We start from the raw sequence: 26321 nt of genomic DNA, 5'->3' as shown, positions 1-26321 counted from the left end.
AATAAGCAGTGCTTGGCAATGCCGAAGTAAACTTCATTTGCACTTGCTTGTATTACTCTATCGCAAAGTTAGGTGTTCCTGTTACAAACACAAAAGGGAATTGCCTACAAAGCTTGGGATTTCCCCTAAAAGAAAAGAAACAGATAAATATATTATGGCAAAAGAACTAAAACACATGACCAAGAGAGCAGAGAACTACTCTCAATGGTACAATGACCTTGTAGTAAAAGCTGAATTGGCTGAGCAGTCTGCCGTACGTGGATGTATGGTTATCAAGCCTTACGGCTATGCTATATGGGAAAAGATGCAGGCACAGCTTGATAAAATGTTCAAAGAGACAGGCGTTCAGAATGCTTACTTCCCACTTTTGATTCCGAAAAGCTTCCTCTCTCGTGAGGCTGAGCACGTAAAGGGATTTGCCAAAGAGTGTGCTGTGGTTACTCATTATCGCTTAAAAGCAAGCGAAGACGGCAATGCTGTTGAGGTAGACCCTAACGCTAAGCTTGAAGAAGAGCTGATAATACGTCCTACAAGTGAGACAATCATCTGGAATACATATAAGAACTGGATTCACTCTTGGCGTGATCTGCCATTGATGTGTAACCAATGGTGTAACGTTATGCGCTGGGAGATGCGTACTCGCCCGTTCCTTCGCACCTCAGAGTTCCTCTGGCAAGAGGGTCATACAGCACATGCTACACGTGAGGAGGCAGAGAAAGAGGCACAAACAATGCTGCATGTATATGCTGATTTTGCGGAAAAATGGCTTGCAGTACCTGTTGTTCAGGGTGTAAAGAGTGAGACTGAACGCTTTGCAGGAGCACTTGACACTTACACCATCGAGGCTATGATGCAGGACGGTAAGGCCCTTCAGAGTGGTACTTCACACTTCTTAGGTCAGAATTTTGCTAAGTCTTTCGATGTAACCTATCTTAATAAGGACAACAAACCAGAGTATGTATGGGCTACATCATGGGGTGTGAGCACCCGATTGATAGGAGCTTTGATCATGACACACTCTGATGACAACGGTTTAGTGTTGCCTCCAAAGATCGCTCCTATACAGGTTGCCATCATACCTATCTTCAAAGGCGAGGAACAACTGAAGGAAATCACAGCCAAGTTACAGCCTGCTATCGACCAGTTGAGGGCATTGGGCATCACAGTGAAGTATGATGACGCTGACAATAAGCGCCCAGGCTTCAAGTTTGCAGACTATGAATTGAAGGGAGTACCAGTCCGTTTGGCAATGGGTGGTCGTGATTTGGAGAACAATACCATTGAGGTTATGCGCCGAGACACGCTTGAAAAGGACAGTGTAAGCTTCGATGGCATCGTTGACTACGTGAAAAATCTCCTCGATGACATACAGAACAACATCTTCCAGAAGGCAAAAGACTTCCGTGATGCGCACATCTACGAGTGTGAAAACTACGAAGAATTCAAGGAGAAGGTTAAGGATGGTGGTTTCTTCCTCTGCCATTGGGATGGTACAGAAGAGACAGAAGCCAAGATAAAGGAGGACACACAGGCTACAATCCGTTGTGTTCCGTTCATGTTCGAACAGACTCCTGGCACCGACATGGTAAGTGGCAAGCCTGCTAAATACCGTGTTATCATTGCAAGATCCTACTAATATATAATAAGGTGGTTGATGATTCAGAAGGTCATCAGCCACCTTTTTGTTTTTCCCCTACCATGGCACGACGCATTCTATGCCATAGAACGGCAACTGCCAGCCCATGGAACATCAAGCATAACATCCATAACAAGGATGTGAAAGAGAACAACTAACCATTTAAAGTACAATTTTAAACGAAAGAAATTATGAAGAAGACACTCATCACATTTGCATTATTACTTACCGTAACGGTACTGAATGCGCAGACACTCATCAAGGTCAACCTCAAGAAAGGTGACAAAGCCGTTTATGAAAACGTAAACACTGTCAATGCAGCACTGCCTATGGGTGCTGGAAATCAGAACATTAAGATAACCAACACGACCACTGTCGAGGTGAAAGATGCCACTGCTGACGGTTTTAAAGTTGAGTTCCTGACCAAAGATACGAAGATAGAAGGGAACGAAGAGGCGGCACAACAGTTTGGCGATCAGCTCAGTCGGTACCTCGATGGAGTACCTGTTCTCTTCCAGACTGATAAGAATGGTTGCTTGCAGAAGCTGCTGAACTACGAAGAAGTGGTTGGGAAAATGAGCAAAGTAGCCATCGCTCAGATTGACAGTATGTATAAAAAGAATCCTAACATAGAGAAGATGGCACCAAAAGCCAAGGTGATTATGGCACTCAACGACCTCTTCACCGAGAAGAATATCATGGAGAACTTCAAGAACAAGAGTGTCTTCCAGCTCTATGGTAAGACCCTAAAGACGGGTGACAAAGAGGACAAAGAGATACAAGGCATCAAGGTTAACACCACTTATGACGTCAGCAACGTTCTCGGCATGCTCACTGTTGTGGCAAAAAGCAAGGCTAACATGACAGAGAATGAGACCAAAGCGTTCTTCATTAACAATATCAAGAAGATGGGATTGGGCGATGAGATAAGTTCACAAATTGAGCAAAACTGGGGTCAACTGAAGGCTATGGGCATGGCAAGTATCGACATGAACGATACGACTACCTATCATTTCACAAAGAGCGGATGGGTCAATGACGTGGTTAGCTCAGGTAAAATGAAGATGATGGGTATGCAGATGGAGATCAACACCAGCGTAAAGTTGGTTTCTGACATGCACTAAGCGTCTGCTTTCAACGGGTTATAAGAAAGGTTCAACACCCCCGATGCGTTGCTGAACCATCAAAAAAAACATTGCCACCAACTGGAGGTTTCCCTTCCAATTGGTGGCAATTTTCGTATCAGAAGATTATTCTGTGATAAACTTCTTCACCACAATTCCCTTGTTCGTAACGACCTTCAGGATGTAAGTAGATGCCTTTCGTGGAAGTTCAACATCACGAACGTCACCCGAAATGCGACTTACAAGCATGCCAGAGAGCGTATAAACACTCACTTCACGAACCTGTACTGCATCCGATTCTGGCTGCAAACGGAGTCGGTTACCTTCTATTCTAACCGTCAGACCATACTCTGCTGCATTGCCACGAACCTCATTGATACCCGTTGTTGAATTGACAATACGCACAAGTTTATAGTAGTTGTCACAACCACCGACAGGCATTTCAACAGCGTTTTTACCCAGACCAGCCTTGCAAGTGATCTGCATCAGATAGAATCCCGGTGCTATATCGCCCTCACGTGGCGTATAGTTCAACTTACCGTCCGACTGTGTTCCAGCCTGTCCCGACACTCTTGTCATGGCCAGAAGCACACCGCCACGACCAGTAAACGTGCGCAAAGCAACCTTCACCATCATGTTCTTTACATCCTTCAGAGCCTTGAGAGAGAAAGAACCTGTTGCAGCTTTCCCCAGTTCAAGCGTTGTTGGGAAGTCGAGGGCAGCACACTCTAACGGCAACTCGGCATTCTTTTCAATCGTCACCGTTGCTGAATCGAATGCACAAGGCATATCCTCCAGCACATCCTCAGCCACATATTTCGTTCCTACCTTATAGGTTCCAGGTTCGAAAGGCAGTGGTTTATAGAACTTCATCGTCTGCTTCTCACCCTTATCAAAGTCCTTTGAATCCTGCATAAAGACGTATTCCTTACCCGTCAGCGTGCTCTTGAAGCAAGTGACAACACTGGCATTACCGTCCTTACCATAGTTACGCATGTCGCAGGCAAGCACAATCTTCTTTCCTTGTGGTACGGCAGTCTGCTCCTTTGTATCGGCATTGAGCCATCCCATCTCCGACACCTGACGCAGCACAGGATGAGCAGCAGCAGGACGAACGTCCACCTCTGTCGTTCCAACTTCCGAATCATCAAATGTCAAAGCGTCATATTTTGCATGATAAAGCTTCACTGCATAACGTCCTGCAGGGAGCTGTTCAGGCAAAGCAAATACCGTTTCATAGTTCTCGGTACAGTCACCATAGATGCTTGCCTGAAGCGTATCACTGGTGTAAACCTTCTGCGGATCAGCCGTTGAAGTGAACTTAAAGATGAGCTTACTGAGGTTGAAATCCTTGCTCTTGTTCTGCAGTTTGACCCGTACAAGACCAGCTCCTTCAGCATAAAGAGGACCGTCAAAGTTGATTTTCGACAGCAGTTTAACGTCAGGTGTAGGCTTATATTCCATGTCAGCAACGATCACTCCCTTCTCAACCTTCACTACTCCATAAGCAGAATTGCCCACAGGATGACGAAGAACCGTCCACTTGTCCTGACCGACAGGGCATATTGCAAAGCACACTTGATACTCACCATCAGCAACACCTGCCACCTCCAACGGGATATCACGCATGATGTAATAAGTATGACCAGCCTTGCCGTCCGTGTAACCAGCCAGCTTCTGGTTGTCATCCTTCAGATGTTTCAGGATCTGACCGTCCTTCATCAGCACGGCAGAGATGCGGAACTGAGCGGGTTCAACATCGTAGTTCTCAATGAAACTTGCCAATGACATGGACTTGTTGACGAACTTCTCCGTATTGAATAACATCACGCTTAGGCGTGTAGGCGACGACACACTAAGAGGTACTTCAGATACTTGTGACCCTGCAGGAACGAAGTTGATGAGGATCTCCTGCCCTACATTGAATCCACTTTTATCTGCTCCAATGCCGAGTTTCTCAGGGTTTAGATGGTTCACCATGAAGAAACCGTCACTGTCACCATGCCATCCCCAGTTGATATGTACGAAGTCCCGACTGTCATAACCATCACAAACGAAGGCGTGACCACCGAGTCCATCCTCCGAACTTGCCGAATAATAAACAGGTCGACGGGCGTCAAGCTCGTGCTTTATCAGTGTCATCCACTCATTGGTTGAGTAATGTTCACGCTTCAGATACTGCACCGACTTATCATAACCGAAGTAGGTACGCATGGCATAAGGCACCAGTGGAGAGTATGTTCCACTACCCGTCAGCCCATATTCCATATCCACTGAGATGGCAACATGTGCATTGAGGAGAGCCACAGCCTTAGCCTGTTCAGCCGTATAGTTCACGTTCCGATAGTCGGGTAACATCTTATCCCACTCGTAAGTATCCTTGCTGAAGTCGGCAGAGAGCGTAACGTTCTTCTTCAGTGGCTTACCATTCTCGTCAACAAAAGTCGTTGTGTACGAGTGACTACCCGTTCCGTGCAGTGGGTATTTATAGTAACGCATGATCTGTGAGGCTGCCGTAGCCACACAACCCACGTAGTAATGATACGTGTCCTGCCCATCCGTCCATGTCGGACCGTCATTGTTGTAAGGTGTATCCTGCCCCCATTTAATGTCGCCCAACAATGGTTTCACCACGGGATGAGGTGCTTCAGCCATTCTCTCCTCCGTCTTTTCATCAGCACGGATAGCCGCAATGCGCTTTGCATAGGTCTTCATCCAGAACAAGAGGTTGTCTGGCGCATCCTTAAACGTGAATGTCCCATGGTCCGAATAGCCTAGGATGGTGCCGATAGCATCGTCACCTGAGACAATGACAAAGCCCTTTCCACCATCGTTGTTATAGATGTAGAACGGTGCTTGTCCGTTACTACTGCGTGTGCCTGCAGGCATAGCCGACGAAGGCAACATACGCATAACAGGGCGTTTGACCCATCGTTTCATGAACCGTGTTGCCAACTCCTGCGCTTCCGTCTGCCCTATGGGACGGGCGTTTACCGCACAGAATGCTAACAGCAACGTTACTGATAGTAAAATTCTTTTCATAGTGATACTATTAAATAAGTGATAAATAATTCTTCAAAACGTATTAAACGCTTGTGTCACCGTTCCACAATCTCAATGCCGAAGAGCATGTAGTGCTTCAAAATAAAACCTTCAATTACACTGAGTTATTGGTCTTGTATGTCGTTTTCAGTCATCCTTTCACAATGCAAAAGGATATGGTATCTGATGTTAGTAGCAGTTGCAAAGTTAGTGGTTTTACCTTATATGACGGCAAAGAAAGATGTAATTTTATACAAAATATATGTTAAGAATTACTGTTTCTACACCTTATTTATACATATAGCACCCTATCCCACCTTACGACCCACGCTCGATGGAAAACCAAGTAGGCACAGACGGGCAACCAAAAGAGATGCCTTCATTGTAAGAAAAAATCAGAATCGGAAAACAAAAGAGGCTCTTTTGCATTGTAAAAGATGCCCTTTTGCATTGCAAAACATGCCCTTTTGACATGTAAAAGACGCCCTTTTACAATGCAAAAGGGCGTCTTTCACTTCCCACTTTGTAAGTATTTGAATCACAGAAGATTACAAACCCAATAAAAACACATAATCCTTTGATTTTCACGAAATGGCATACCGAAAAGTGTAAGCATATTTCATAACAACAGAAAACATCCTCTTTTCAGCATGACAAGACCAAAGAACGCAAGAAGAGGAAGCACCGATTGAAAAACAAATAATAAAGAATAAAATCTCACTTCACCACAATAAACACCACAAACGTTCGTTAATTATTTGCTGAAAGTAAAATCATTTGTTAAAAACAGACGCATGGGTATTTCATCATCTGAGATAAAGTATGAAGGGCATTTAGGTCTATTTATACATAAAAAAGCATAAAAGATACAAATTCAGACCTGTTATATTTGGTTTTTCACCTCTTTATATGTACCTTTGCACGCCGTATCGAGAATTAGGATAACGGAAACCAGCTATATTTAAGGAGGAAATAGTAAACAATTCATGAGACAACTTAAGATTTCAAAAAGTATCACCAACCGATCAAGTGAGGCTCTTGACAAGTACCTTGTAGAGATTGGTCGTGAACCAATGATTACCGTTGATGAGGAGATTGAACTGGCTCAGGAGATCCATAAGGGCGGCCGTAAAGGTGAACGTGCCAAGGAGAAACTGATAAAAGCTAATCTTCGCTTCGTCGTTTCCGTAGCTAAACAGTATCAACACCAAGGACTTTCGCTTACAGACCTTATTGATGAAGGGAACATTGGACTGGTAAAAGCTGCTGAGAAGTTTGACGAAACGCGCGGTTTTAAGTTCATCTCTTATGCAGTTTGGTGGATCAGACAGAGTATTCTGCAAGCTATTGCTGAGCAGAGTCGTATCGTTCGTCTCCCACTGAACCAAGTTGGAGCTATCTCAAAGATTAATCAAGTGACCAATGAGTTCGTGCAAAAGCACAACCGTAGGCCTTCTATACATGAGCTGGCAGAGCTAACTGGCATTGACGAAGCACGGATCCGACAGAGTCAGAGTGCTGATAACCATCACATGAGCATTGATGCACCGTTCAGCGATGACGATGATAACTCAATGAGTGACATGCTTTCATCAGGTGATGACTCACGTACTGACCGTGGAGTAGACTTTGAATCAATGTCTGATGACCTGCGTGCCGTTCTTCAGAACACACTTAAAGATCGCGAGATAAAGATTGTCACGGAGTGTTTCGGTATCGGTTGCCAGGAAAAAGGACTCGAAGAGATCGGTACAGAGATGGGATTGACCCGTGAACGTGTACGTCAGATACGTGAAAAAGCCATCGAAAAGATTCGCGAGAGTGGCAATGCACGTGTGCTGATGAAGTATCTGGGCTAAAAACAGTCTATCCTAATCCCTTTAGAGGAGCGAATGTCCCAACGAGTTTGTTGCTAACTGTGCTTTAAAAGAGACACATAAACAACAAGAACACAGTCAAATACGACTCTCACATTCAACAAAATAAAAAGCGGAACGATGACTCTTCATCGTTCCGCTTTACTCTTTTACCTCCCCTTCCCTGCCTTTTACTGTTCTATTCTTTCACCTTATAGCTATTCGGAAGCTCACAATACACTTTTATCCTTTCACCTTTCGACTGTTCAAGAAACCATTTTAACCTCTTACACTTTTACTTTTCCATCGTTCAAAAGCTCATTTTTCACTTTTAACCCCTCACCTTTCCACGTTCAAACAGCCTCATCTAATTGGACATCCCCTCCTTTGGAGGGGCTTGGGGAGGCCGCATCTTTTGGTGTGAAGGCCGCCCTTTTTTGGTGCAGAGGCCGCCCTTTCACAACCTAATATCCCTCAACGAGGTACCAGACATAAACCTATCGAGGTCCACATGCCCCTTTATGCCACGCACTTTGCCTCGTTCCGTGAACTGCCAGATGTTATGTCTGCCTGCACCTTTTATCTCTGGACGACGCGAATTGTACTTTCCAAGGAAAAGAAAGTACGTATTGAAGCGTGGAGCAAGATGTGAATTATAGAAGTTTACCTGCGAGTAGATAAGTGGTTTCTTACCATAATACTTCTTTACAAGTCGTGCAAAGAGCGCCACACTGTCCTGCACCTGCTTGCGTGACCAGCCCTTTACACCCTCACGTTCCACATCAATCATCGGTATAAGGTCCTGTCGGCAACGCTTCATCATAGCCCTGAAATGGCGAAACTGTGCCCGAACAGACGATCGGGAAGACATAAAATGATAAGAACCACAGCGCAATCCCTGCTCACGAGCACCCCTCATATTACGAAGATAATACTCATCCGTTATCGAAGTACCCTGCATTGCCTTCACATAAACAAAGCGAATCTGCTTGTCACGACCCACTTCCTTCCAATTGATGATGCCCTGATGATGCGACACATCAATACCATCATAATGCCGAGTTACCGCCTTTTCCGACCGACGGGAGCCCGTGTGAGCCATTGAAACAATACAAACAAAAAGAAACACCAGTACGCCGAGAGGGCGAGAAAGAAATATTGACTTCATTGATTTACTATGAATGTTATCACCTAAATACGTTTCCTTAGTGGAAGTAACTGCAAAATTAGTACATTTTTCCCGAACGAAAACACAAATATCCAATAATAATCATTATCTTTGCAGAGTAGTTATATATTTTATATAATAGTCAATGAGTAGCCAGAACTTCACTCAGCAACTCACCAAAACAGTGGATGAGCTTTCCAAACCACAAACACTTCAAGGGCTCTTCCATGAACATCGTGATGGAGATCCACTTCCTTCGTCAAAGGAATTGGAAGAGATTATTGAGTTGACACGCTCTATTCTCTTCCCAGGATTCTATGGAATGACATCCGTAAACATACAAACCATAAGGTATCGCATAGGAGTTGACACGGAAAGGCTGTACAAACTGCTCTGCAGACAGGTGATGGCTGGACTCTGTTTCAACGAGGATTGCCACTGCGCCAATGCTGCTGACACACGCTGTTGCCTACAGGAAGAGGCAGAAAGGATTGCTGAAAACATCATCCTAAAGCTACCTAAACTGCGCAAGATACTGTCAACTGATGTGCAGGCAGCCTTTGATGGTGACCCGGCGGCAGCCAATCTGGGGGAAGTAATAGACTGTTATCCAGCCATCAAAGCACTCACAAACTACCGATTGGCACATGAATTAGTGCTGGAAAACGTACCACTCATCCCAAGAATGATCACCGAAATGGCACATTCTGAGACTGGAATAGACATTCATCCGGCTGCAACCATCGGAACACACTTCACTATTGACCATGGGACGGGCGTCGTTATCGGGGCTACATGCGTCATTGGCAATCATGTAAAGCTCTATCAGGGTGTGACACTCGGGGCAAAAAGCTTCCCATTAGATAAGGAAGGAAAGCCTATCAAGGGTATTCCACGCCATCCAATATTGGAAGATAACGTCATTGTATACGCCAATGCAACGATCTTAGGACGTATCACCATAGGCAAAGGGGCTGTCATTGGCGCCAATGTTTGGGTGACACGGGACATGAAACCACGGTCGAAAAAATACAAACAGAACAAAACCGATATCCTCGATATTAACTATGATTATGGCGGAGGCATATGAAATACACCGTATTTTACTAACAAATGCCTATCCAAATAAAATAAAACATTAATGCAAGAATTTGAACTCATCGCCAAGACCTTCATGGGCTTGGAGCAAGTCTTGGCCAAAGAGCTGACACAATTAGGAGCAAACAACGTACAGATCGGTCGCAGAATGGTATCATTCACTGGCGACAAGGAGATGATGTATAGGGCAAACTTCCAGTTACATACCGCTATCCGCGTTCTGAAACCTATCGCACACTTCAAGGCACGCAGTGCTGAAGACATGTATGAGGAGGTGAAGAAGATTGATTGGAGTAAGTATATTCTGAAGGGAAAGACCTTCTCTGTGGACTCAGTAGTGTACTCAGAAGAATTCACGAACTCACGTTTCGTAACATATAAGGTGAAGGATGCCATCGTTGATCAGTTCCGTGAGAACACCGGAGAACGCCCAAATATCTCTGTTAGTAACCCAGATATTCGCCTGAACATACACGTTGCTGAAGACAATGCTACCCTTTCACTCGACTCAAGTGGGGAATCTCTGCACCGCAGGGGCTACCGTCAGGAAAGCGTAGAGGCTCCTTTGAATGAGGTTCTGGCTGCAGGAATGATTCTAATGACGGGTTGGAAGGGTGAAACAGACTTCATTGACCCTATGTGTGGGTCTGGTACGCTACCCATTGAGGCTGCTCTCATAGCACGAAACATATCCCCTGGCGTGTTCCGCAAGGAGTTCGCATTCGAGAAATGGCCTGACTTTGATCAGGATTTGTTCGACAGTATATATAATGATGACTCACAGGAACGTGAGTTTACACACCATATCTATGGCTACGACACGGATATGAAAGCTGTCAACACAGCCCGAATGAATGTCGCTGCAGCTGGTTTCTCACGTTATGTGACCATCGAACAGCAGGATTTCAAGGACTTTACACAGCCAAAAGAGAAGAGTATCATCATCATGAACCCTCCTTATGGCGAGAGAATATCCACTCCTAACCTCCTTGGAACATATAAAATGATAGGTGAAAGACTCAAACATGAGTTCATGGGAAACGAAGCTTGGATCCTATCCTACCGTGAAGAGTGCTTCAGACAGATTGGATTGAAGCCCAGTATCAAGATTCCTGTATACAACGGATCGCTGGAATGTGAGTTCAGACGCTATCAACTCTTTGATGGAAAGATGAAAGAATTCCGCCAAGAGGGCGGCATCATCAAGACAGAAGAGGAGAAAAAGGAGATGGCACAGAAGCATCGGTTCAAGAAAGAACGCGACTTTAAGAAGCGACTTGACGAGAATGAAGAGAATGCAGAGGCTGATATACGCTCCTTTACGTTCCATAGTTTAGAGCGAAACAGACTCTCTGGAAGTAAATTCCGTGATGATCGGGGTGGCAGAAAGCCACGCTTCGACCGCAATGATGATAGACATGACGACAGACGTAACGGCAAATGGAACAAGGAAGGACGAGACAATCGGCGCTCTTTCAGCCGTGATGACGACCGTAAGTTTGGTGGCAAACGCTTTGATAAGGCTAACAAACGCGGAGGATTCCGTAACAAAAACATATATCATGATGAAGATTAAACCTTTTATTAGTCTCGTAGGGCTCCTTGCTCTTACGGGACTTTTCAGTCCTACTAATAGTATGGCACAGAAACAATTTACGCTCGAAGACCTGAACTTTGGTGGTAAAAACTTCTACAGTATGCGCCCTGAGGCACGCTATCTGACGTGGTGGGGCAGCAAGCCTGTGCGCCAGGAGCTTAACAGTTGCTCACTGATTGACCCTGCCAATGGCAAAGAAACAAAACTATTCACCCTCGATGACATCAATGAATGGGCTGGTTTGACGGCATCAGAGGATAAGATCCGCCACCTTTACAACGTTGAATTCCCATATGCTGACCGCCCTATTGCACTTGTACAGAACGGTCATGAGGATATATTTGTCAACTTCAAGACTCATAAAACAGAGAAGAAACAGGAGCGAAAGCAGAACACACAGGCTCGTGATTGGAACCAATCATCGGCGGCAACGGCTTATGTTCTGGATCATCAGCTCTATGTTACCGACCCAAACGGCACAGATCATCAGCTGACAAAGGATGGTTCACGTGATATTGTCTATGGACAAAGCGTCCACAGGGATGAGTTTGGTATCAACGGAGGACTCTTCTGGAGTCCGAAAGGCAACCGTCTTGCCTTCTACCGCATGGACCAAAGCATGGTTAATGACTATCCACTTGTTGACATTCCAGAGCTTGATTGGAAGCCAGCCAAGGGCGAATCACGTGCTGCAAAGGCTGATCCTATCAAATATCCTATGGCAGGAGAGACCTCACACAAGGTCACTGTGGGTGTCTATGACCTGTCAACTGGCAAGACAATCTACCTCCAAGCAGGTGATCCTACCGACCGTTACTTCACGAATATAGCATGGAGTCCAGATGAGAAGACCATCTATATGTTTGAAGTAAACCGTGATCAGAACGATTGCAGACTGGTTTCTTACGATGCAACAACAGGTGCTAAGCTGAAAGAACTGTACCATGAGACGGATGAGAAGTTCGTTGAACCACTTCATCCTATCCAGTTCTTACCATGGAACAAGGACCAGTTCATCCTGCAAACTCAGAAGGATGGCTACAATCACATCTATCTTTTCGATAAAGAAGGACGCCAGATCAAACAGTTAACAAGCGGAAAATGGGTTGTATTAGACGTCTTGGGCTTCAACAAAAAGCTGAAAAGCATCGTCTATGCATCCAGTGAATGCAACCCAATACAGCGTAACACGTGGATGGTTGACGTCAATTCGGGCAAGAGAACACTCCTTGACAATGGCAAGGGATACCATTATGCACGCCTCAATGCGGCTGGCGATGCACTGATTGACAGTTACAGCGAGCCTACAGTGCCCCATGCTTACGAGTTCATCACACTGAACACGAAGCCACAACGCCATCATTATTTCACGGCTCCAGACCCTTGGAAGGGATATAAGGTGCCTGAATACAGCAATGGAACCATCAAAGCAGCTGACGGAACGACCGATCTCTACTGGAGAATGGTGAAACCTGTCGACTTCGACCCTACAAAGAAGTACCCAACAGTTATCTATGTATATGGCGGACCACATGCTCATAACGTAGATGCAACGTGGCATTGGGGCTCAAGAGGATGGGAAACATACATGGCACAGAAAGGTTATTTACTCTTCATATTGGACAACAGAGGCAGTGATAACCGTGGAAAGGCTTTCGAACAGGCTACTTTCCGCCATCTTGGACAACAGGAAATGAAGGATCAGATGGAAGGTGTGAAGTATCTTAAGTCTCTTCCATACGTTGATCAGAACCGTATTGGCGTACACGGATGGTCCTTTGGCGGTTTCATGACAATCTCTCTTATCACCAATTATCCTGATGTCTTCAAGGTAGCAGTGGCTGGTGGACCAGTAATTGACTGGAAATGGTATGAGGTTATGTATGGAGAACGTTACATGGATACCCCACAGACCAATCCAGAAGGCTATGCTCAGACCTCTCTTCTGCCCAAGGCTAAGGATCTGAAGGGTAAGCTTCAGATCATCATCGGGCTGAATGACCCTGTCGTAGTACCACAGCATGCCTACTCATTCCTCAAGGCTTGCATCGCAGCTGGTACACAACCCGACTTCTTTGTCTATCCGGGTGAGCCGCATAACATGCGTGGTCATCAGAGTGTACACCTGCATGACCGTATCACTCAGTACTTCGAGGACTATCTCAAGCCGCTCTCTGCACCTGCAGAAAAGAAGGCTGAATAGTCAATCAAAGACTGTCTGGCGGTGTTCCGTACCCCGCCAGACATTACGAACAAAGACACATCTTAATATTAACAACAATATAACAACCCACGTACAGTAAGCCTGTACACCTTCATGTCAGAGGGTTGGGACGACGATTTATGAAAATACTGCTTTTAGGAAGCGGCGGCAGAGAGCACGCCTTAGCATGGAAGATCGCACAAAGTGCGAAGTGTAGCAAGCTATTCATCGCTCCAGGAAACGCTGGAACGGCTGAAGTTGGCGAGAATATAGCCATTGGTGTAAACGAATTCGACCGTCTCAAGGACTTTACCATCAAGGAGAAGGTCGACATGGTGGTCGTTGGACCGGAAGATCCATTGGTAAATGGTATCTATGATGCCTTCAAGGAAGATGCTCGCACAGCCACAATCCCTGTCATCGGACCATCGAAAGCAGGTGCTGTATTGGAAGGTTCGAAGGACTTTGCCAAGGCTTTCATGAAGCGACATGGCATTCCTACAGCTGCTTACGAGACCTTTGACGGTACAACCATCGAAGAAGGAATGCGCTTTTTAGAGACTTTGAAGGCGCCATACGTACTGAAAGCGGACGGACTGGCAGCCGGAAAGGGCGTTCTTATCCTACCAACTCTGGAAGAGGCAAAGCACGAATTGCGTGAGATGCTGGGTGGAATGTTTGGCAATGCGTCTGCTAAAGTCGTCATAGAGGAGTTCCTTTCTGGCATAGAATGCTCTGTTTTCGTCCTGACGGATGGTTCTCATTATCAGATTCTGCCTGAGGCTAAGGACTATAAGCGCATCGGTGAGCATGACACAGGGCTCAACACGGGTGGCATGGGCAGCGTTACTCCCGTTCCTTTTGCCACGAAAGAGTGGATGAAGAAGGTGGAAGACCGCATCATCCGACCTACTGTTGAGGGATTGAAAGCCGAGAACATCGATTACAAAGGCTTCATTTTCTTCGGTCTTATCAATGTAGAAGGCGAGCCAATGGTCATCGAATACAACTGTCGCATGGGCGATCCGGAGACAGAAAGCGTCATGCTCCGCCTGAAGAGCGACCTTGTCGACCTCTTCGAAGGGGTTGCAGAAGGCAATCTCAACGACCGGAAGGTGGAATTCGACAGTCGTTCTGCCGTCTGTGTGATGCTCGTCAGCGGTGGTTACCCAGAGAAATACGCCAAGGGTTACCCCATCACTGGCATTGAAAACGTAACAGATTCCGTTGTCTTCCATAGTGGCACAGCTCTCAAAGACGGTAACATTGTCACCGCAGGAGGGCGTGTCATCGCCGTTTCTTCCTATGGAAGCAACAAAGAAGAGGCACTGAGCAAGAGCTTTGATGCCGCACAGAAGATTGATTTTAAGGATAAATACTTCAGAAGAGACATTGGTCAGGACCTATAGAGAGTGCTCTCTGACTACGGGATGGGCACACTGCTGAGGGTCTGCAGAGGGCAGATGACACCGTGAGCAGCCACATCCCGCTTACGATTATGCAAAAGAAAAGAATACAAAACAGGATATCCGAAAGCCGTTGGACACTATCCATAGTAGTGTCAACGGCTTTTATTGTTTGGTTAATAGCGGCATTACACACCCGAAACGTCGTCCTATCAGGCGGCACTGCGCTCCTTTCAACCTATCTGATGGTGGAGTTGAACAATGCCAATGCCCTCATCCGCATCTATAGCAGGATGGTTTCTTGTGCCTTTGCTGTAATGGCAACCATACCCGTCTTCCTGTTTCCGTCCCACCAGATGGCGTTTGTCATGCTCGGATTCGTTGGGTTTTACACCCTCGCCTTCCGTTCTTACCAGGACATTCAGTCTCCCGGACACACGTTTTATGCCTTCCTTTGTATCGGGGCGGCAAGCATTGAATGGGTACAAGTGCTTTTCTTCCTCCCCTTCCTGTGGCTTATCATGCGTGTAAACCTGCTCTCGATGAGTCTTCGGAACTTCGTTGCATCCCTCTTAGGCATCATTCTTCCCTATTGGTTCTACACCGCTTACCTTGCCATGAGGGGCGACCTGATGACCTTCATAGACCATTTCTGCGAGCTGGCAGTGTTCGGTAATCCCTTCGACCTAACCATACTGACACCCAACAGGATAATACTCTTGGTTTATGTGTTGCTTTGTGGACTGATAGGTATCATCCATTTCCTCGACCAGAAGCGAAGTGACAGTATCCGAACCCGACTCTTTTATCAGGTTTTCATCAATATCTTCCTTATTGCAACAGCCTTTCTTTTCCTGCAACCACAGCATTATGATGCCCTTATCGGCGTACTGATTGTTGCCGCGGCACCTCTCATAGCCCATTTCTTTGCACTGACACACGGAAGGATAACAAACTGGATGTTCAAGATTCTATCAGTCTCTGCCATCCTCATAACGCTCTATAACTTATGGATTTTCTTACACACATCCTTTTAGACTACGGCTATTGGGGTATGTTTCTCTCGGCTTTGCTTGCCGGAAGTGTACTCCCTTTCAGCAGTGAGGTGGTATTGGTGGGTCTGATAGCAAGCGGACTCGACCCCGTTCTCCTGCTCATCTATGGTACAACGGGTAATGTCTTGGGCGGCTTAATCAACTATGGTTTAGGCAGAATGGGCAAGTTGGAGTGGTTACAACGTTACTTCCATGTGAGTCAGAAGTCGCTTGATCGTGCCCAACGGTTCATGTCGGGCCGTGGCTCATGGATGGGATTCTTTGCTTTTCTGCCCATCATCGGTAGTGCTATCACCGTCGTTTTGGGTTTGACACGTGCCAATATCGTCATCACCATCCTCAGTATGACCATCGGAAAAGCCATCCGTTACGCCATCATCATATGGGGTACAGGCATTTTTACATGACACATTGCACGTGTTTTCATCATAGAACCAGCGTGTTTACACGACATAACCAACTTGGTTACATCCTATAAAGAGTAATTGGGCACACCGTTTTGCCTTTTTACTCTTTTATTTTTTACCCTTCAAAGCAGCTTTTTACCGTTTTTCGCGTTTACCTTTTTTTCTTCCGAATTGCTTTTTTATCTTTCTATATGTTCAAATTAGAAGTCTGAGTTGACGTGTTTACAAGTTGATAAGCAGACGAGTTATGTGCTCAGTTGACGTATTCACAAATTGACAAACAGACTATCTAAATGTGATAAGCCAATAGTTTGGATTCTAATCTTTTGACTTTTGCGAATGGATAAATACCCTATAACTCCGTCTTCTCCACCCTTCTATATCCCCAACACACATCATTCCGTTTCCCGCCAGGTACATCCCCTCCTTTCTTATCCCACCGTTTCCTCTCACATCCCCTCCTTCGGAGGGGGTTGGGGAGGCTTTATTTGTAAAGTTCTTTCCCTTTCGTTTCCCCATCTACGCCCTTTTGCCTTCTAAAAGACGCCCTTTTACATTGCAAAAGGGCATCTTTTGATGTGTAAAAGGGCATGTTTTGCAGCGCAAAAGGGCACCTTTTACAAGCCTCTTTATAACCCCTTGACATCTTGAAGGTTACAAAGACGATTTCTCACGATTATCCTTCATTTTGCAATCATCACCCTTCTGATATTTGTAAGGTTATTTCATCACGGATAACAAATAACCATTCAGCCGCATTTAATCACTCTTCCCCCACGCTCTTCCCTACGGAAACAGAGGCAAAAAAGCACATATTCCCGTCGCCCCCGACCCACCCTATTCATGAAGAAGAGGCTGCCAGTGACTTAAAAAAACCAAATATAACCACCTTTACTACTTCTATTTCAATAGAAATCAGTAACTTTGCATGTATGAAGATTAAATATATATTAATTATCATAACTTGTCTACTCACATTCAACAACGCAAAGGCACAATACAACATACAATGTGAAGACACCTGCAGCCATATCCACGGACTGGATATGAGTCATTATCAGGGTGATGTATGGTGGGAGACTGTGGCTCAAAACAGCAACCATAAGCTTAATTACGTATATCTGAAAGCTTCAGAAGGAGGCTCAAGAATCGACCAACGTTACCTTGATAACATCGAGGCAGCACAACGATACGGTATGAACGTGGGTTCATACCACTTCTATCGGCCTGCTCAGCCACAGGCAGAACAGCTTAGGAACTTCCGCATGCAGTGCCGTCCGCAGGATCAAGACCTCATTCCTATGGTCGACATAGAGACAACGGGCGGACTAAGCAGGGAGGACTTACGAGACAGTCTGCAGAAATTCCTCGTGCTCATGACGCAGGAATACGGTGTACGACCGCTCGTTTACACTTACACGAACTTCTATGACCGATACCTCAGTGGGGCATTGGACGGATATAAACTATTCATTGCGCAGTACACAACACGCGAACCCGTGCTGCAGGACGGCAGAGACATCTTTGCATGGCAGTACACCGGAAAAGGCAGAATCAACGGTGTGAACGGCTATGTGGACAAGAGCCGACTCATGGGAAAGCACAGTATGCGCGAACTAAGATACCGACGACGGCGATAAGACACGCCGTCTGGCATCATCAGACTTTTTTAACCATCACACTAACGAATAAGATACTCTAAAGAAAATGATAATTAAATGTCCTGAATGTGGCCATCAAGTGAGCGATAAGGCACCTGTATGCCCAAGCTGTGGCGTAGAGATTGCCGGACATCTCATCAAATGTTCCAACTGTGGAGAGCTCTATCTCAAGGAGGAAGGGATGTGTCCGAACTGCCACCATACGGAGACAGGGCACCATGACATGGGGTCAGCTTCACAGGAAGAGCCCATGCAGAAACCCGTAGAACCAGCTGATTCAACTGAAGAACAGATACCAATGGAGGTCGTAATGACCGAACCAACGGACAACGAAGAGGCTCCCCAGAAGGAGAATGAAGACGAGGAAGAGACGGTGGATGCCGACTTCATCATGGACGATAACGCCGATGAGGAGGTCATAGCAGCTGCTGAAAGAGTCGTAAAGAACCATGACGACGACGAAAAACAGAAGCAACAGAAACGCAGTCACAGCTCGCTTGCCATCTCACTGCTCATCGCTATCATCACGGCAGGTATACTGTTGTTCCTCTATAATCAGGGAGTTAACAAGAACAGAACCAACGAAGAGCAGGATGCTTACGCACAGGCGATTGGCAGTAATGAACCAACCGTGTTGCAGGATTACCTGGAAAACAATCCTGATGCACCGAAAACGCATCGTGACAGTATCTCTGCACGGTTGAATTCGCTACAGAATGACACGCAGGAGTGGACAAGCATGATGACAAGTAACTCTAAGGAGGCTTATCAGGAATATCTCTCCAAGCACCCTAACACGCCTCATCGCAAGGAATTACTTGCTAAGATTGACGAGATTGACTGGGCTGCTGCAGTGGCAAAGGGCAGCGAAGACGCTTTCTTAGGCTATAAAGCACAACATCCAAATGGTGCACATAGCAAGGAAGCAGACGAGAAACTGAAGGTTTTGCTTGTACATACGGCAACAGAAGGTGACAAATCAAAGGCGGTTAGCGTGCTGCGCCAGTTGTTGCAGGGTATGAACAGCAAGAGCAGTGATAAGATTGCAGGGGCTGTAGCATCACAACTGAACTTCTTAGGAGCAGGTGGTGCAACGGCAAAAGATATTCAGAAGTATATGAAAGACAAACTTTACCAGGCTGATGTGAAGACCATTAACTGGCATCTGGGCTCACCTGCTGAAGTAACAAAGGAGGGTGACAACGACGAAGAGCTGAAGGTAAAGGTTCCTGCAACGCTGGATATCGACCGTCAAGGTGGTAAGTCGAAACGCAATTATGTTATCTCTGCTACGATCAAGGGCAACAGAATAACACAAGTAAACTGGCGTTAAGGGCTTACACAATCGTATGCCTATGGGCAAAAGAACTATTAAATGGGGGCAACCATTCAAGGGTTTCATACGCATAAACCTTGTGATGGTTGCTCTGTTGGTTATTATCAATCAGGCAATCATTGCTTTCTTAAACGCTGATCTGCATGCGCTGGTGGACGGAGAGATGCTCCTCTACGCCAGCCCTATCGCTGGTTTCTATCTCGTAAGCAGTCTGTTGACATGGCGGTGGAGCAATCACCACTGGGCTGTAATGGCTTTTCTGGAAATCATGTTTGCCAATGGTTTCAACCTCGTATACATCACTCTCATCGCTATACTTGATAACGTTGACCTGCTATGGGGTTCGTTCTTCCTCACTGGCGCCATGGCTTTACTCGCTATCTTCATCACTCCTACATGCTATTACTTCATGCGCCATTCCTACAAAGAGCTGGAATCGTGACAGACAATGTGCTGCACAAGGATAGCAAAGGCTATAAATATAAATAGGTATAGACACAGAACTAGGATTGCAAAGGCTATAAACATGAAAGGCAAAGATACTGCACCGAGATAGCAGAGATTATAAATATAAATAGGTATAGATACTAAACAGGATTAGATAAGACTATAAACGTGAAAGGCAAGGATACTGCACAAGGATTGCAAAGATTATAAATATAAATAGGTATAGATACTAAACAGGATTAGATAAGACTATAAACGTGAAAGGCAAGGATACTGCACAAGGATTGCAAAGACTATAAACGTGAAAGGCAAAACACCGAACTGGGATAGCAATGACTATAAATATAAATAGGTATAGACACTGAACTGGGATAGCAAAGACTATAAACGTGAAAGGCAAAACACCAAAGAATAAATACCAGGAAGCCCCACCCCATTACTCCATCTACACCATCGTAAGGTACAAAAGAGCTAGAAAGCAGAAGCTAAAGTGAGCAAAATAGGCGCAAAATATCAATAAAATTTTATCTCATACACGACAGATAGTCAAAGAGTTACAATGTGTTCGCACACAAAAAAAACAACGAAAAAAAGACGAAATAAAGTTTGTGTGTAACGAAAAAATACCATATCTTTGTATCGTTATCCTGAAAACAATCTTTTTACCTTAGAAGACTAATGCCTATCAAAAGATAAAGCGATCGCCTGTGAAGGTCATCGCTTTTTTTTGATGATTGTAAGCAAATAACCTAAAGATTATCCTTCACTTTGTTGTGAATTAAACAGTAGATTGCACATGAGTGTGCAATGATTAGTAAATGACAATAAAGAGAACATGGAATAATCTTATAAAGCATAAGAAATAACAACAAAAAAGCGGTGAGTTGCAATACTATCGCAACTCACCATGGATTATTCCCCCCTAAATAAGTCCATTGTTCAGACTCATCGCTATAAGCTTTGCAATGAACAAGGAATAACAAAAATAATGGCTAAAAACCTTAAGAACTTTTCTTTTTACGGTTTGCTAAGAAGTTAGTGTATATCTTCTTCACCTGTGGAGCAAGGAAGATGATACCTATAAGGTTAGGAATGACCATCAAACCATTGAAGGTGTCGGCTAACTCCCATACCAAATCAGCTGCGAAAAGACAGCCCAAGAAGACGAATCCTACTACCAATGCACGATAAGCAAGGATTCCCTTCTTACCAAACATGAACTTGATGTTCATCTCAGCAAACATATACCAGCCGATAATCGTGGTGAAAGCAAAGAAGATAAGACTGATGGCAAGGAAGATGATACCACCTTCACCAAAAGCTATCTCGAAGCCTTGCTGCGTAATAGCAACCGACTTCAATGCTGTATTATGATAAGAACCGGTAAGCATGATGACGAAAGCTGTTGAGGTACAGATGAGTACTGTGTCAACAAATACACCTGCCATGGCGACGAAACCCTGCTCTGAAGGATCCTTAACATCAGCCAAAGCATGTGCATGTGGGGTGGAACCCATACCTGCCTCATTAGAGAACAAACCACGGGCAACACCATAACGAATGGCATACTTCATCACTGTACCAGCTGCACCACCGGCTGCTGACTGGAGAGAGAAGGCATCGTGGAAGATGGTACGGATGACTGAAGGCAACTGATCAGCAAACATATAGATGATAATCAGTGAACCGACAATGTAAACGATAGCCATGAAAGGTACTAAAAGCTCTGCAATAGCAGTGATTCGACGCTGTCCACCAATGACAACAACTGCCACAACAGCTGCCAGAATAATACCTATTATATAAGATGGGATGTGGAAAGCATTCGTCAAAGCAATAGAAATAGAGTTGGCTTGCACCATATTACCCACGAAACCAAGGGCTATGACAATGGCAACAGAGAAGAAAACTGCCAGCCACTTACTGCCAAGACCATAGTAAAGATAGTAAGCTGAACCGCCAACCGTCTCACCATGAAACTCTTTCTTGTACTTCTGGGCAAGCACAGCCTCGGAGAAGATAGTACTCATACCCAACAAAGCTGATACCCACATCCAGAAAATAGCACCCAAACCACCAGTGGCAACGGCAGTAGCAACACCACCAATATTACCCGTACCGACCTGAGCTGCTACGGCAGTAGCCAATGCCTGGAAAGAGTTTACCTTCTTTTCACCTGGCTTTCTCTTCTTAAAAACGGGACCAAAAGCATACTTGAACGCCAAATTCAAATGGCGAATTTGTGGGAAACCAAGGTAGACAGTATAGAAAATACCAACTCCTAAAAGCGCATACATGAGAAAACTGTTCCACAGAAACTCATTAAAAGTCTTTACATAGTCTAATGGACTCATCGTCAACATTATTTAGATATTAGTAATAGATAGGCAGTATTAAACCGCTCAAATAGTAATTTTCGAACTCGGTAAATAGAAATTTATGCCGCAAATATAGTATTTTATCTTTTAGCAAACAACTATCAACACATTTTTTTTACCATAAAAATGTTAAATACATGCGGAAAATAGCATGCCAAAAATGAAAAAATAAAATGAATATAAGGGACAAAAAACAAATTTGCTGTCACTCCCGTCACCGCTTTTGGGCATACAAACTCCTAAAAATAAGCCCATTACACGAAGTGTTAAAAGTGACAGCAAATTAAAACAAAACTCTATTAGGGGGTTAAGCATTATTTATCTGCCCCAGGAATCATACCTTTGTGGTAGCAACAACAACTAAGCGCATATAAAAGAGCATGGATGAATTGTTGTGCTTTGCTTTAAAATTAGTATCTTTGCATTATCAGACACAACTCTCTATGCTTTCTTATGATTTGGAAAGGGTTGTGATTTGCTTTAAAATTAGTATCTTTGCATTATCAGACACAACGTGGTAGCCCGATTAAAAATTAAGCGTTGTGTTGTGATTTGCTTTAAAATTAGTATCTTTGCATTATCAGACACAACATATGGATTGGTTAATGAAAGGTAAAGGTGTTGTGATTTGCTTTAAAATTAGTATCTTTGCATTATCAGACACAACAATATGAAAATATACACATCATACTTCGGGTTGTGATTTGCTTTAAAATTAGTATCTTTGCATTATCAGACACAACCAAAGATGTCTCATTTCTTGAAAATTCCAGGTTGTGATTTGCTTTAAAATTAGTATCTTTGCATTATCAGACACAACCATACTAAGAGAAGCATAATCAGCGAAGTGTTGTGATTTGCTTTAAAATTAGTATCTTTGCATTATCAGACACAACCAATTTTTTTGTTCTTAATGTCCTCAGCTAGTTGTGATTTGCTTTAAAATTAGTATCTTTGCATTATCAGACACAACTAACTGCTTTTTTAAGGTTATCGGAAGAAAGTTGTGATTTGCTTTAAAATTAGTATCTTTGCATTATCAGACACAACATGGTATAGGACACACAATAAAAGGCAACGTTGTGATTTGCTTTAAAATTAGTATCTTTGCATTATCAGACACAACCATGAGTAAGAGCGCGCTGAAATTGGTCATGTTGTGATTTGCTTTAAAATTAGTATCTTTGCATTATCAGACACAACTGTGTAGTTTTTTGTTCTCGTCAATATACGTTGTGATTTGCTTTAAAATTAGTATCTTTGCATTATCAGACACAACAATATGAAAATATACACATCATACTTCGGGTTGTGATTTGCTTTAAAATTAGTATCTTTGCATTATCAGACACAACCAAAGATGTCTCATTTCTTGAAAATTCCAGGTTGTGATTTGCTTTAAAATTAGTATCTTTGCATTATCAGACACAACTACACCTTCTGACATATAAGAGGGAGCATGTTGTGATTTGCTTTAAAATTAGTATCTTTGCATTATCAGACACAACCAATTTTTTTGTTCTTAATGTCCTCAGCTAGTTGTGATTTGCTTTAAAATTAGTATCTTTGCATTATCAGACACAACGCGCCCTTGAATATCGGGTTAGATTGGTACGTTGTGATTTGCTTTAAAATTAGTATCTTTGCATTATCAGACACAACCAAGAGAAAAACCAGAACCTCCTCTTAATAGTTGTGATTTGCTTTAAAATTAGTATCTTTGCATTATCAGACACAACTTTCTGATATTTTTCCCGCTTATGATGCGTGTTGTGATTTGCTTTAAAATTAGTATCTTTGCATTATCAGACACAACACTATTGGGTATCTTAACTACAGAACCATGTTGTGATTTGCTTTAAAATTAGTATCTTTGCATTATCAGACACAACTATAGAATTAATCAAAGTATAACAAGGAGTGTTGTGATTTGCTTTAAAATTAGTATCTTTGCATTATCAGACACAACCTCAGAAGTAACAAAATTAGCAGCAGCTTGGTTGTGATTTGCTTTAAAATTAGTATCTTTGCATTATCAGACACAACAGAAGACCATTTTCGAAGAACTCTTATCTAGTTGTGATTTGCTTTAAAATTAGTATCTTTGCATTATCAGACACAACCACTATTAGGTATTTTTACCTCTGAACCATGTTGTGATTTGCTTTAAAATTAGTATCTTTGCATTATCAGACACAACAATACGGTCAAAATAACCTAATTGAGGATAGTTGTGATTTGCTTTAAAATTAGTATCTTTGCATTATCAGACACAACACCAGCAGCTTGCATACCTGCAACGGTAAGTTGTGATTTGCTTTAAAATTAGTATCTTTGCATTATCAGACACAACTCAACGCGCTTATTCTTAATATCTTCAGCAAGTTGTGATTTGCTTTAAAATTAGTATCTTTGCATTATCAGACACAACTAACTGCTTTTTTAAGATTATCCGAAGAAAGTTGTGATTTGCTTTAAAATTAGTATCTTTGCATTATCAGACACAACTGAAGTAGCGTAAGAAGTTGGTTATCAACACCGTAACACCTACTTTGAGAAAAGAAAAAATGCAAGTATAAATAAAGTTCCACCGTTAGAAGTGGAACTTTATTTATTTCTAAAACAACTCTAATTGAACTCCAGGAGCATTTGGCTTATGCGGTTTCTTGCCATAAAAAAGTTTAATTTCTTCAAACTGTTTATCAGTTATACTCATTATTCCAACTTTTCCGTACGTTGGAATAAAGGTGGAAACTCTTTTTATATGCACTTCCATATTTTCTTTACTTCCACAATGGCGTATATAAATAGAGAACTGAAACATTGTAAACCCATCTTTTAATAGGTTCTGACGAAAGAGAGTAGCAGCCTTTCGTTCTTTCTTTGTATCTGTGGGTAAATCAAAAAACACCATTAACCACATGCTTCTATATTGACTAAACCTATATTGTTCCACTCATTTGCATTATAATTCTGGATAAGCCATTCTTCTTAATTCGCCATTGAAGCACTTGTAAAGCGAAGAGGTTGTTTGTTGTGTAGCTATCATCAATGGACTTTTCTTGTTTCCAATTGTTGTATCGAGCACTGGAATAGCAAGTAGTTTCATCTTTATTTCTTTAGTTAGTTCGCTATAATCGTTCATTGAAGCCATTACATCTAACACTAATCCATCGACGTAAGGGCGATAAGGTTCCATTACATCATCGGCAAGACAATAAGCATTATACTTATTATGGTGGTGAATGCCTAAAGTTGGAAGCAATCCGCTGGCAACTAAAGACCGTGCTACAATAGCCCGTAATATAGCATAACCATAATTTAAAAGATTATTAGGAGGTTCCCCTTCACGACCTCTTATGAAATTAGGAATATCAGAAAAAACATTTTTCCAATAATATGCGGCTGCTCTTGCCTCAAGATTATCAGGATCGCCACTCCTAACCTTATCAGCCCAAACGTACATACAACCAGTATTAACCTTAGTATATCTTTCTAAGAGTTTGGCTTGATTGCATATTTTCTGCTTAATGGTTTGTTGCCATAATTGTTTTTTAAGTGGTAACGATGCTTCTATTTGCGTGCGAAAACGTTCGCTTTGCAAGGTATTACTGCATAAAGGAAGTAAAAGTCCAATGGGCATATTCTTGCTATCGCAGGTAATTACTGCACAGTTATTCTCTATTAAAGCTTCTAATGCAGAAGAAGTAATGGTTATTCTTTTGTTATCGAGCAGTACAACTCCAATATCTTCTATTGGAATTGTACGCTCGGTTTGCTTTTTAAAACCATCAGACAAATTATTGCAAGTCTCTACTTCTGGCAAACGAATTACCAGCTGCGCATTCTGCAAACTCAAATATGCAGGATTACTGAAACATAATGTTTTCTTTATCATAGATTCAGA

17 protein-coding genes and 1 CRISPR repeat array are annotated in these 26321 nt (G+C 43.4%); of the genes, 12 read left to right on the top strand and 5 right to left on the bottom strand.

Annotated elements, in window-relative coordinates; translation table 11 throughout:
• Positions 1-154: 154 nt before the first annotated feature.
• Together proS and ACZ48L_RS11715 are read left to right on the top strand one after the other, a co-directional pair.
• Positions 155-1636: a proline--tRNA ligase gene (gene proS, locus ACZ48L_RS11720; protein ID WP_025792262.1), complete on the top strand. Its 1482-nt coding sequence runs from the start codon at positions 155-157 to the stop codon at positions 1634-1636.
• 191 nt (positions 1637-1827) lie between these two features.
• Positions 1828-2760: a hypothetical protein gene (locus ACZ48L_RS11715; RefSeq protein ID WP_025792264.1), complete on the top strand. Its 933-nt coding sequence runs from the start codon at positions 1828-1830 to the stop codon at positions 2758-2760.
• Between the two features lie 126 nt (positions 2761-2886).
• On the opposite strand, the gene ACZ48L_RS11710 is transcribed toward ACZ48L_RS11715, so the two are convergent.
• On the bottom strand, positions 2887-5802 hold the full coding sequence (locus ACZ48L_RS11710) for a thiol protease/hemagglutinin PrtT (protein WP_025792265.1): 2916 nt from the start codon (positions 5800-5802) through the stop codon (positions 2887-2889).
• 986 nt (positions 5803-6788) lie between these two features.
• On the opposite strand from ACZ48L_RS11710, the gene ACZ48L_RS11705 reads away from it, so the two are divergent.
• On the top strand, positions 6789-7661 hold the full coding sequence (locus tag ACZ48L_RS11705) for a sigma-70 family RNA polymerase sigma factor (RefSeq protein ID WP_004352439.1): 873 nt from the start codon (positions 6789-6791) through the stop codon (positions 7659-7661).
• 454 nt (positions 7662-8115) lie between these two features.
• Here ACZ48L_RS11705 and ACZ48L_RS11700 read toward each other — a convergent pair whose 3' ends face one another.
• Positions 8116-8826, bottom strand: a complete 711-nt coding sequence (locus ACZ48L_RS11700) for a glycoside hydrolase family 25 protein (RefSeq protein WP_025792269.1) — start codon at positions 8824-8826, stop codon at positions 8116-8118.
• Positions 8827-8971: 145 nt separating this feature from the next.
• Here ACZ48L_RS11700 and ACZ48L_RS11695 point away from each other — a divergent pair, with 145 nt between their 5' ends.
• From ACZ48L_RS11695 to ACZ48L_RS11655, 9 genes are all read left to right on the top strand, one after another.
• Positions 8972-9916, top strand: coding sequence for a serine O-acetyltransferase (locus ACZ48L_RS11695; protein WP_464722059.1), 945 nt, complete (start codon positions 8972-8974; stop codon positions 9914-9916).
• A 51-nt stretch (positions 9917-9967) separates the two neighbouring features.
• Entirely contained in the window at positions 9968-11500 is a 1533-nt protein-coding gene (locus tag ACZ48L_RS11690) for a THUMP domain-containing class I SAM-dependent RNA methyltransferase (protein WP_025792270.1), read from the top strand.
• Complete coding sequence (locus ACZ48L_RS11685; protein ID WP_464722079.1) at positions 11490-13724, top strand: S9 family peptidase; 2235 nt, start codon at positions 11490-11492, stop codon at positions 13722-13724. Before ACZ48L_RS11690 ends, ACZ48L_RS11685 begins: the two co-directional genes overlap by 11 nt.
• 140 nt (positions 13725-13864) lie before the next feature.
• Positions 13865-15133, top strand: coding sequence for a phosphoribosylamine--glycine ligase (gene purD / locus ACZ48L_RS11680; protein ID WP_025792272.1), 1269 nt, complete (start codon positions 13865-13867; stop codon positions 15131-15133).
• Between the two features lie 89 nt (positions 15134-15222).
• Positions 15223-16167 carry a hypothetical protein gene (locus ACZ48L_RS11675; RefSeq protein WP_464722058.1) on the top strand — a complete coding sequence of 315 codons (945 nt, stop codon included), beginning with the start codon at positions 15223-15225 and terminating at the stop codon, positions 16165-16167.
• Positions 16140-16592, top strand: a complete 453-nt coding sequence (locus ACZ48L_RS11670; protein WP_025792274.1) for a YqaA family protein — start codon at positions 16140-16142, stop codon at positions 16590-16592. Before ACZ48L_RS11675 ends, ACZ48L_RS11670 begins: the two co-directional genes overlap by 28 nt.
• A 932-nt stretch (positions 16593-17524) precedes the next feature.
• A complete protein-coding gene (locus ACZ48L_RS11665) occupies positions 17525-18232 on the top strand; it encodes a glycoside hydrolase family 25 protein (protein ID WP_008822934.1) in 708 nt (235 codons plus the stop codon).
• Between the two features lie 67 nt (positions 18233-18299).
• Positions 18300-19586 carry a zinc ribbon domain-containing protein gene (locus ACZ48L_RS11660; protein ID WP_025792277.1) on the top strand — a complete coding sequence of 429 codons (1287 nt, stop codon included), beginning with the start codon at positions 18300-18302 and terminating at the stop codon, positions 19584-19586.
• Positions 19587-19608: 22 nt separating this feature from the next.
• Positions 19609-20031, top strand: a complete 423-nt coding sequence (locus tag ACZ48L_RS11655; RefSeq protein WP_025792278.1) for a hypothetical protein — start codon at positions 19609-19611, stop codon at positions 20029-20031.
• A 1006-nt stretch (positions 20032-21037) separates the two neighbouring features.
• On the opposite strand, the gene ACZ48L_RS11650 is transcribed toward ACZ48L_RS11655, so the two are convergent.
• The 3 genes from ACZ48L_RS11650 to cas1 all read right to left on the bottom strand — a co-directional run bounded on the left by ACZ48L_RS11650 (position 21038) and on the right by cas1 (position 26312).
• Positions 21038-22390 carry an alanine/glycine:cation symporter family protein gene (locus tag ACZ48L_RS11650; protein WP_025792279.1) on the bottom strand — a complete coding sequence of 451 codons (1353 nt, stop codon included), beginning with the start codon at positions 22388-22390 and terminating at the stop codon, positions 21038-21040.
• A 415-nt stretch (positions 22391-22805) separates the two neighbouring features.
• Positions 22806-24922: direct repeats of the CRISPR family, unit length 47 nt; unit sequence GTTGTGATTTGCTTTAAAATTAGTATCTTTGCATTATCAGACACAAC.
• A 109-nt stretch (positions 24923-25031) separates the two neighbouring features.
• Positions 25032-25328: a CRISPR-associated endonuclease Cas2 gene (gene cas2, locus ACZ48L_RS11645; RefSeq protein WP_036868850.1), complete on the bottom strand. Its 297-nt coding sequence runs from the start codon at positions 25326-25328 to the stop codon at positions 25032-25034.
• Between the two features lie 51 nt (positions 25329-25379).
• On the bottom strand, positions 25380-26312 hold the full coding sequence (gene cas1, locus ACZ48L_RS11640) for a type II CRISPR-associated endonuclease Cas1 (RefSeq protein ID WP_025792924.1): 933 nt from the start codon (positions 26310-26312) through the stop codon (positions 25380-25382).
• Positions 26313-26321 lie beyond the last annotated feature (9 nt).

The organism is Prevotella histicola (assembly GCF_055385135.1).
This window is presented reverse-complemented; position numbering and strand designations above follow the sequence as displayed.

Coding starts and splice junctions, on each gene's coding strand:
- proS (WP_025792262.1), top strand. CDS start 155: ATGGCAAAAGAACTAAAACACATGACCAAGAGAGCAGAGAACTACTCT.
- ACZ48L_RS11715 (WP_025792264.1), top strand. CDS start 1,828: ATGAAGAAGACACTCATCACATTTGCATTATTACTTACCGTAACGGTA.
- ACZ48L_RS11710 (WP_025792265.1), bottom strand. CDS start 5,802: ATGAAAAGAATTTTACTATCAGTAACGTTGCTGTTAGCATTCTGTGCG.
- ACZ48L_RS11705 (WP_004352439.1), top strand. CDS start 6,789: ATGAGACAACTTAAGATTTCAAAAAGTATCACCAACCGATCAAGTGAG.
- ACZ48L_RS11700 (WP_025792269.1), bottom strand. CDS start 8,826: ATGAAGTCAATATTTCTTTCTCGCCCTCTCGGCGTACTGGTGTTTCTT.
- ACZ48L_RS11695 (WP_464722059.1), top strand. CDS start 8,972: ATGAGTAGCCAGAACTTCACTCAGCAACTCACCAAAACAGTGGATGAG.
- ACZ48L_RS11690 (WP_025792270.1), top strand. CDS start 9,968: ATGCAAGAATTTGAACTCATCGCCAAGACCTTCATGGGCTTGGAGCAA.
- ACZ48L_RS11685 (WP_464722079.1), top strand. CDS start 11,490: ATGAAGATTAAACCTTTTATTAGTCTCGTAGGGCTCCTTGCTCTTACG.
- purD (WP_025792272.1), top strand. CDS start 13,865: ATGAAAATACTGCTTTTAGGAAGCGGCGGCAGAGAGCACGCCTTAGCA.
- ACZ48L_RS11675 (WP_464722058.1), top strand. CDS start 15,223: ATGCAAAAGAAAAGAATACAAAACAGGATATCCGAAAGCCGTTGGACA.
- ACZ48L_RS11670 (WP_025792274.1), top strand. CDS start 16,140: ATGGATTTTCTTACACACATCCTTTTAGACTACGGCTATTGGGGTATG.
- ACZ48L_RS11665 (WP_008822934.1), top strand. CDS start 17,525: ATGAAGATTAAATATATATTAATTATCATAACTTGTCTACTCACATTC.
- ACZ48L_RS11660 (WP_025792277.1), top strand. CDS start 18,300: ATGATAATTAAATGTCCTGAATGTGGCCATCAAGTGAGCGATAAGGCA.
- ACZ48L_RS11655 (WP_025792278.1), top strand. CDS start 19,609: ATGGGCAAAAGAACTATTAAATGGGGGCAACCATTCAAGGGTTTCATA.
- ACZ48L_RS11650 (WP_025792279.1), bottom strand. CDS start 22,390: ATGAGTCCATTAGACTATGTAAAGACTTTTAATGAGTTTCTGTGGAAC.
- cas2 (WP_036868850.1), bottom strand. CDS start 25,328: ATGGTGTTTTTTGATTTACCCACAGATACAAAGAAAGAACGAAAGGCT.
- cas1 (WP_025792924.1), bottom strand. CDS start 26,312: ATGATAAAGAAAACATTATGTTTCAGTAATCCTGCATATTTGAGTTTG.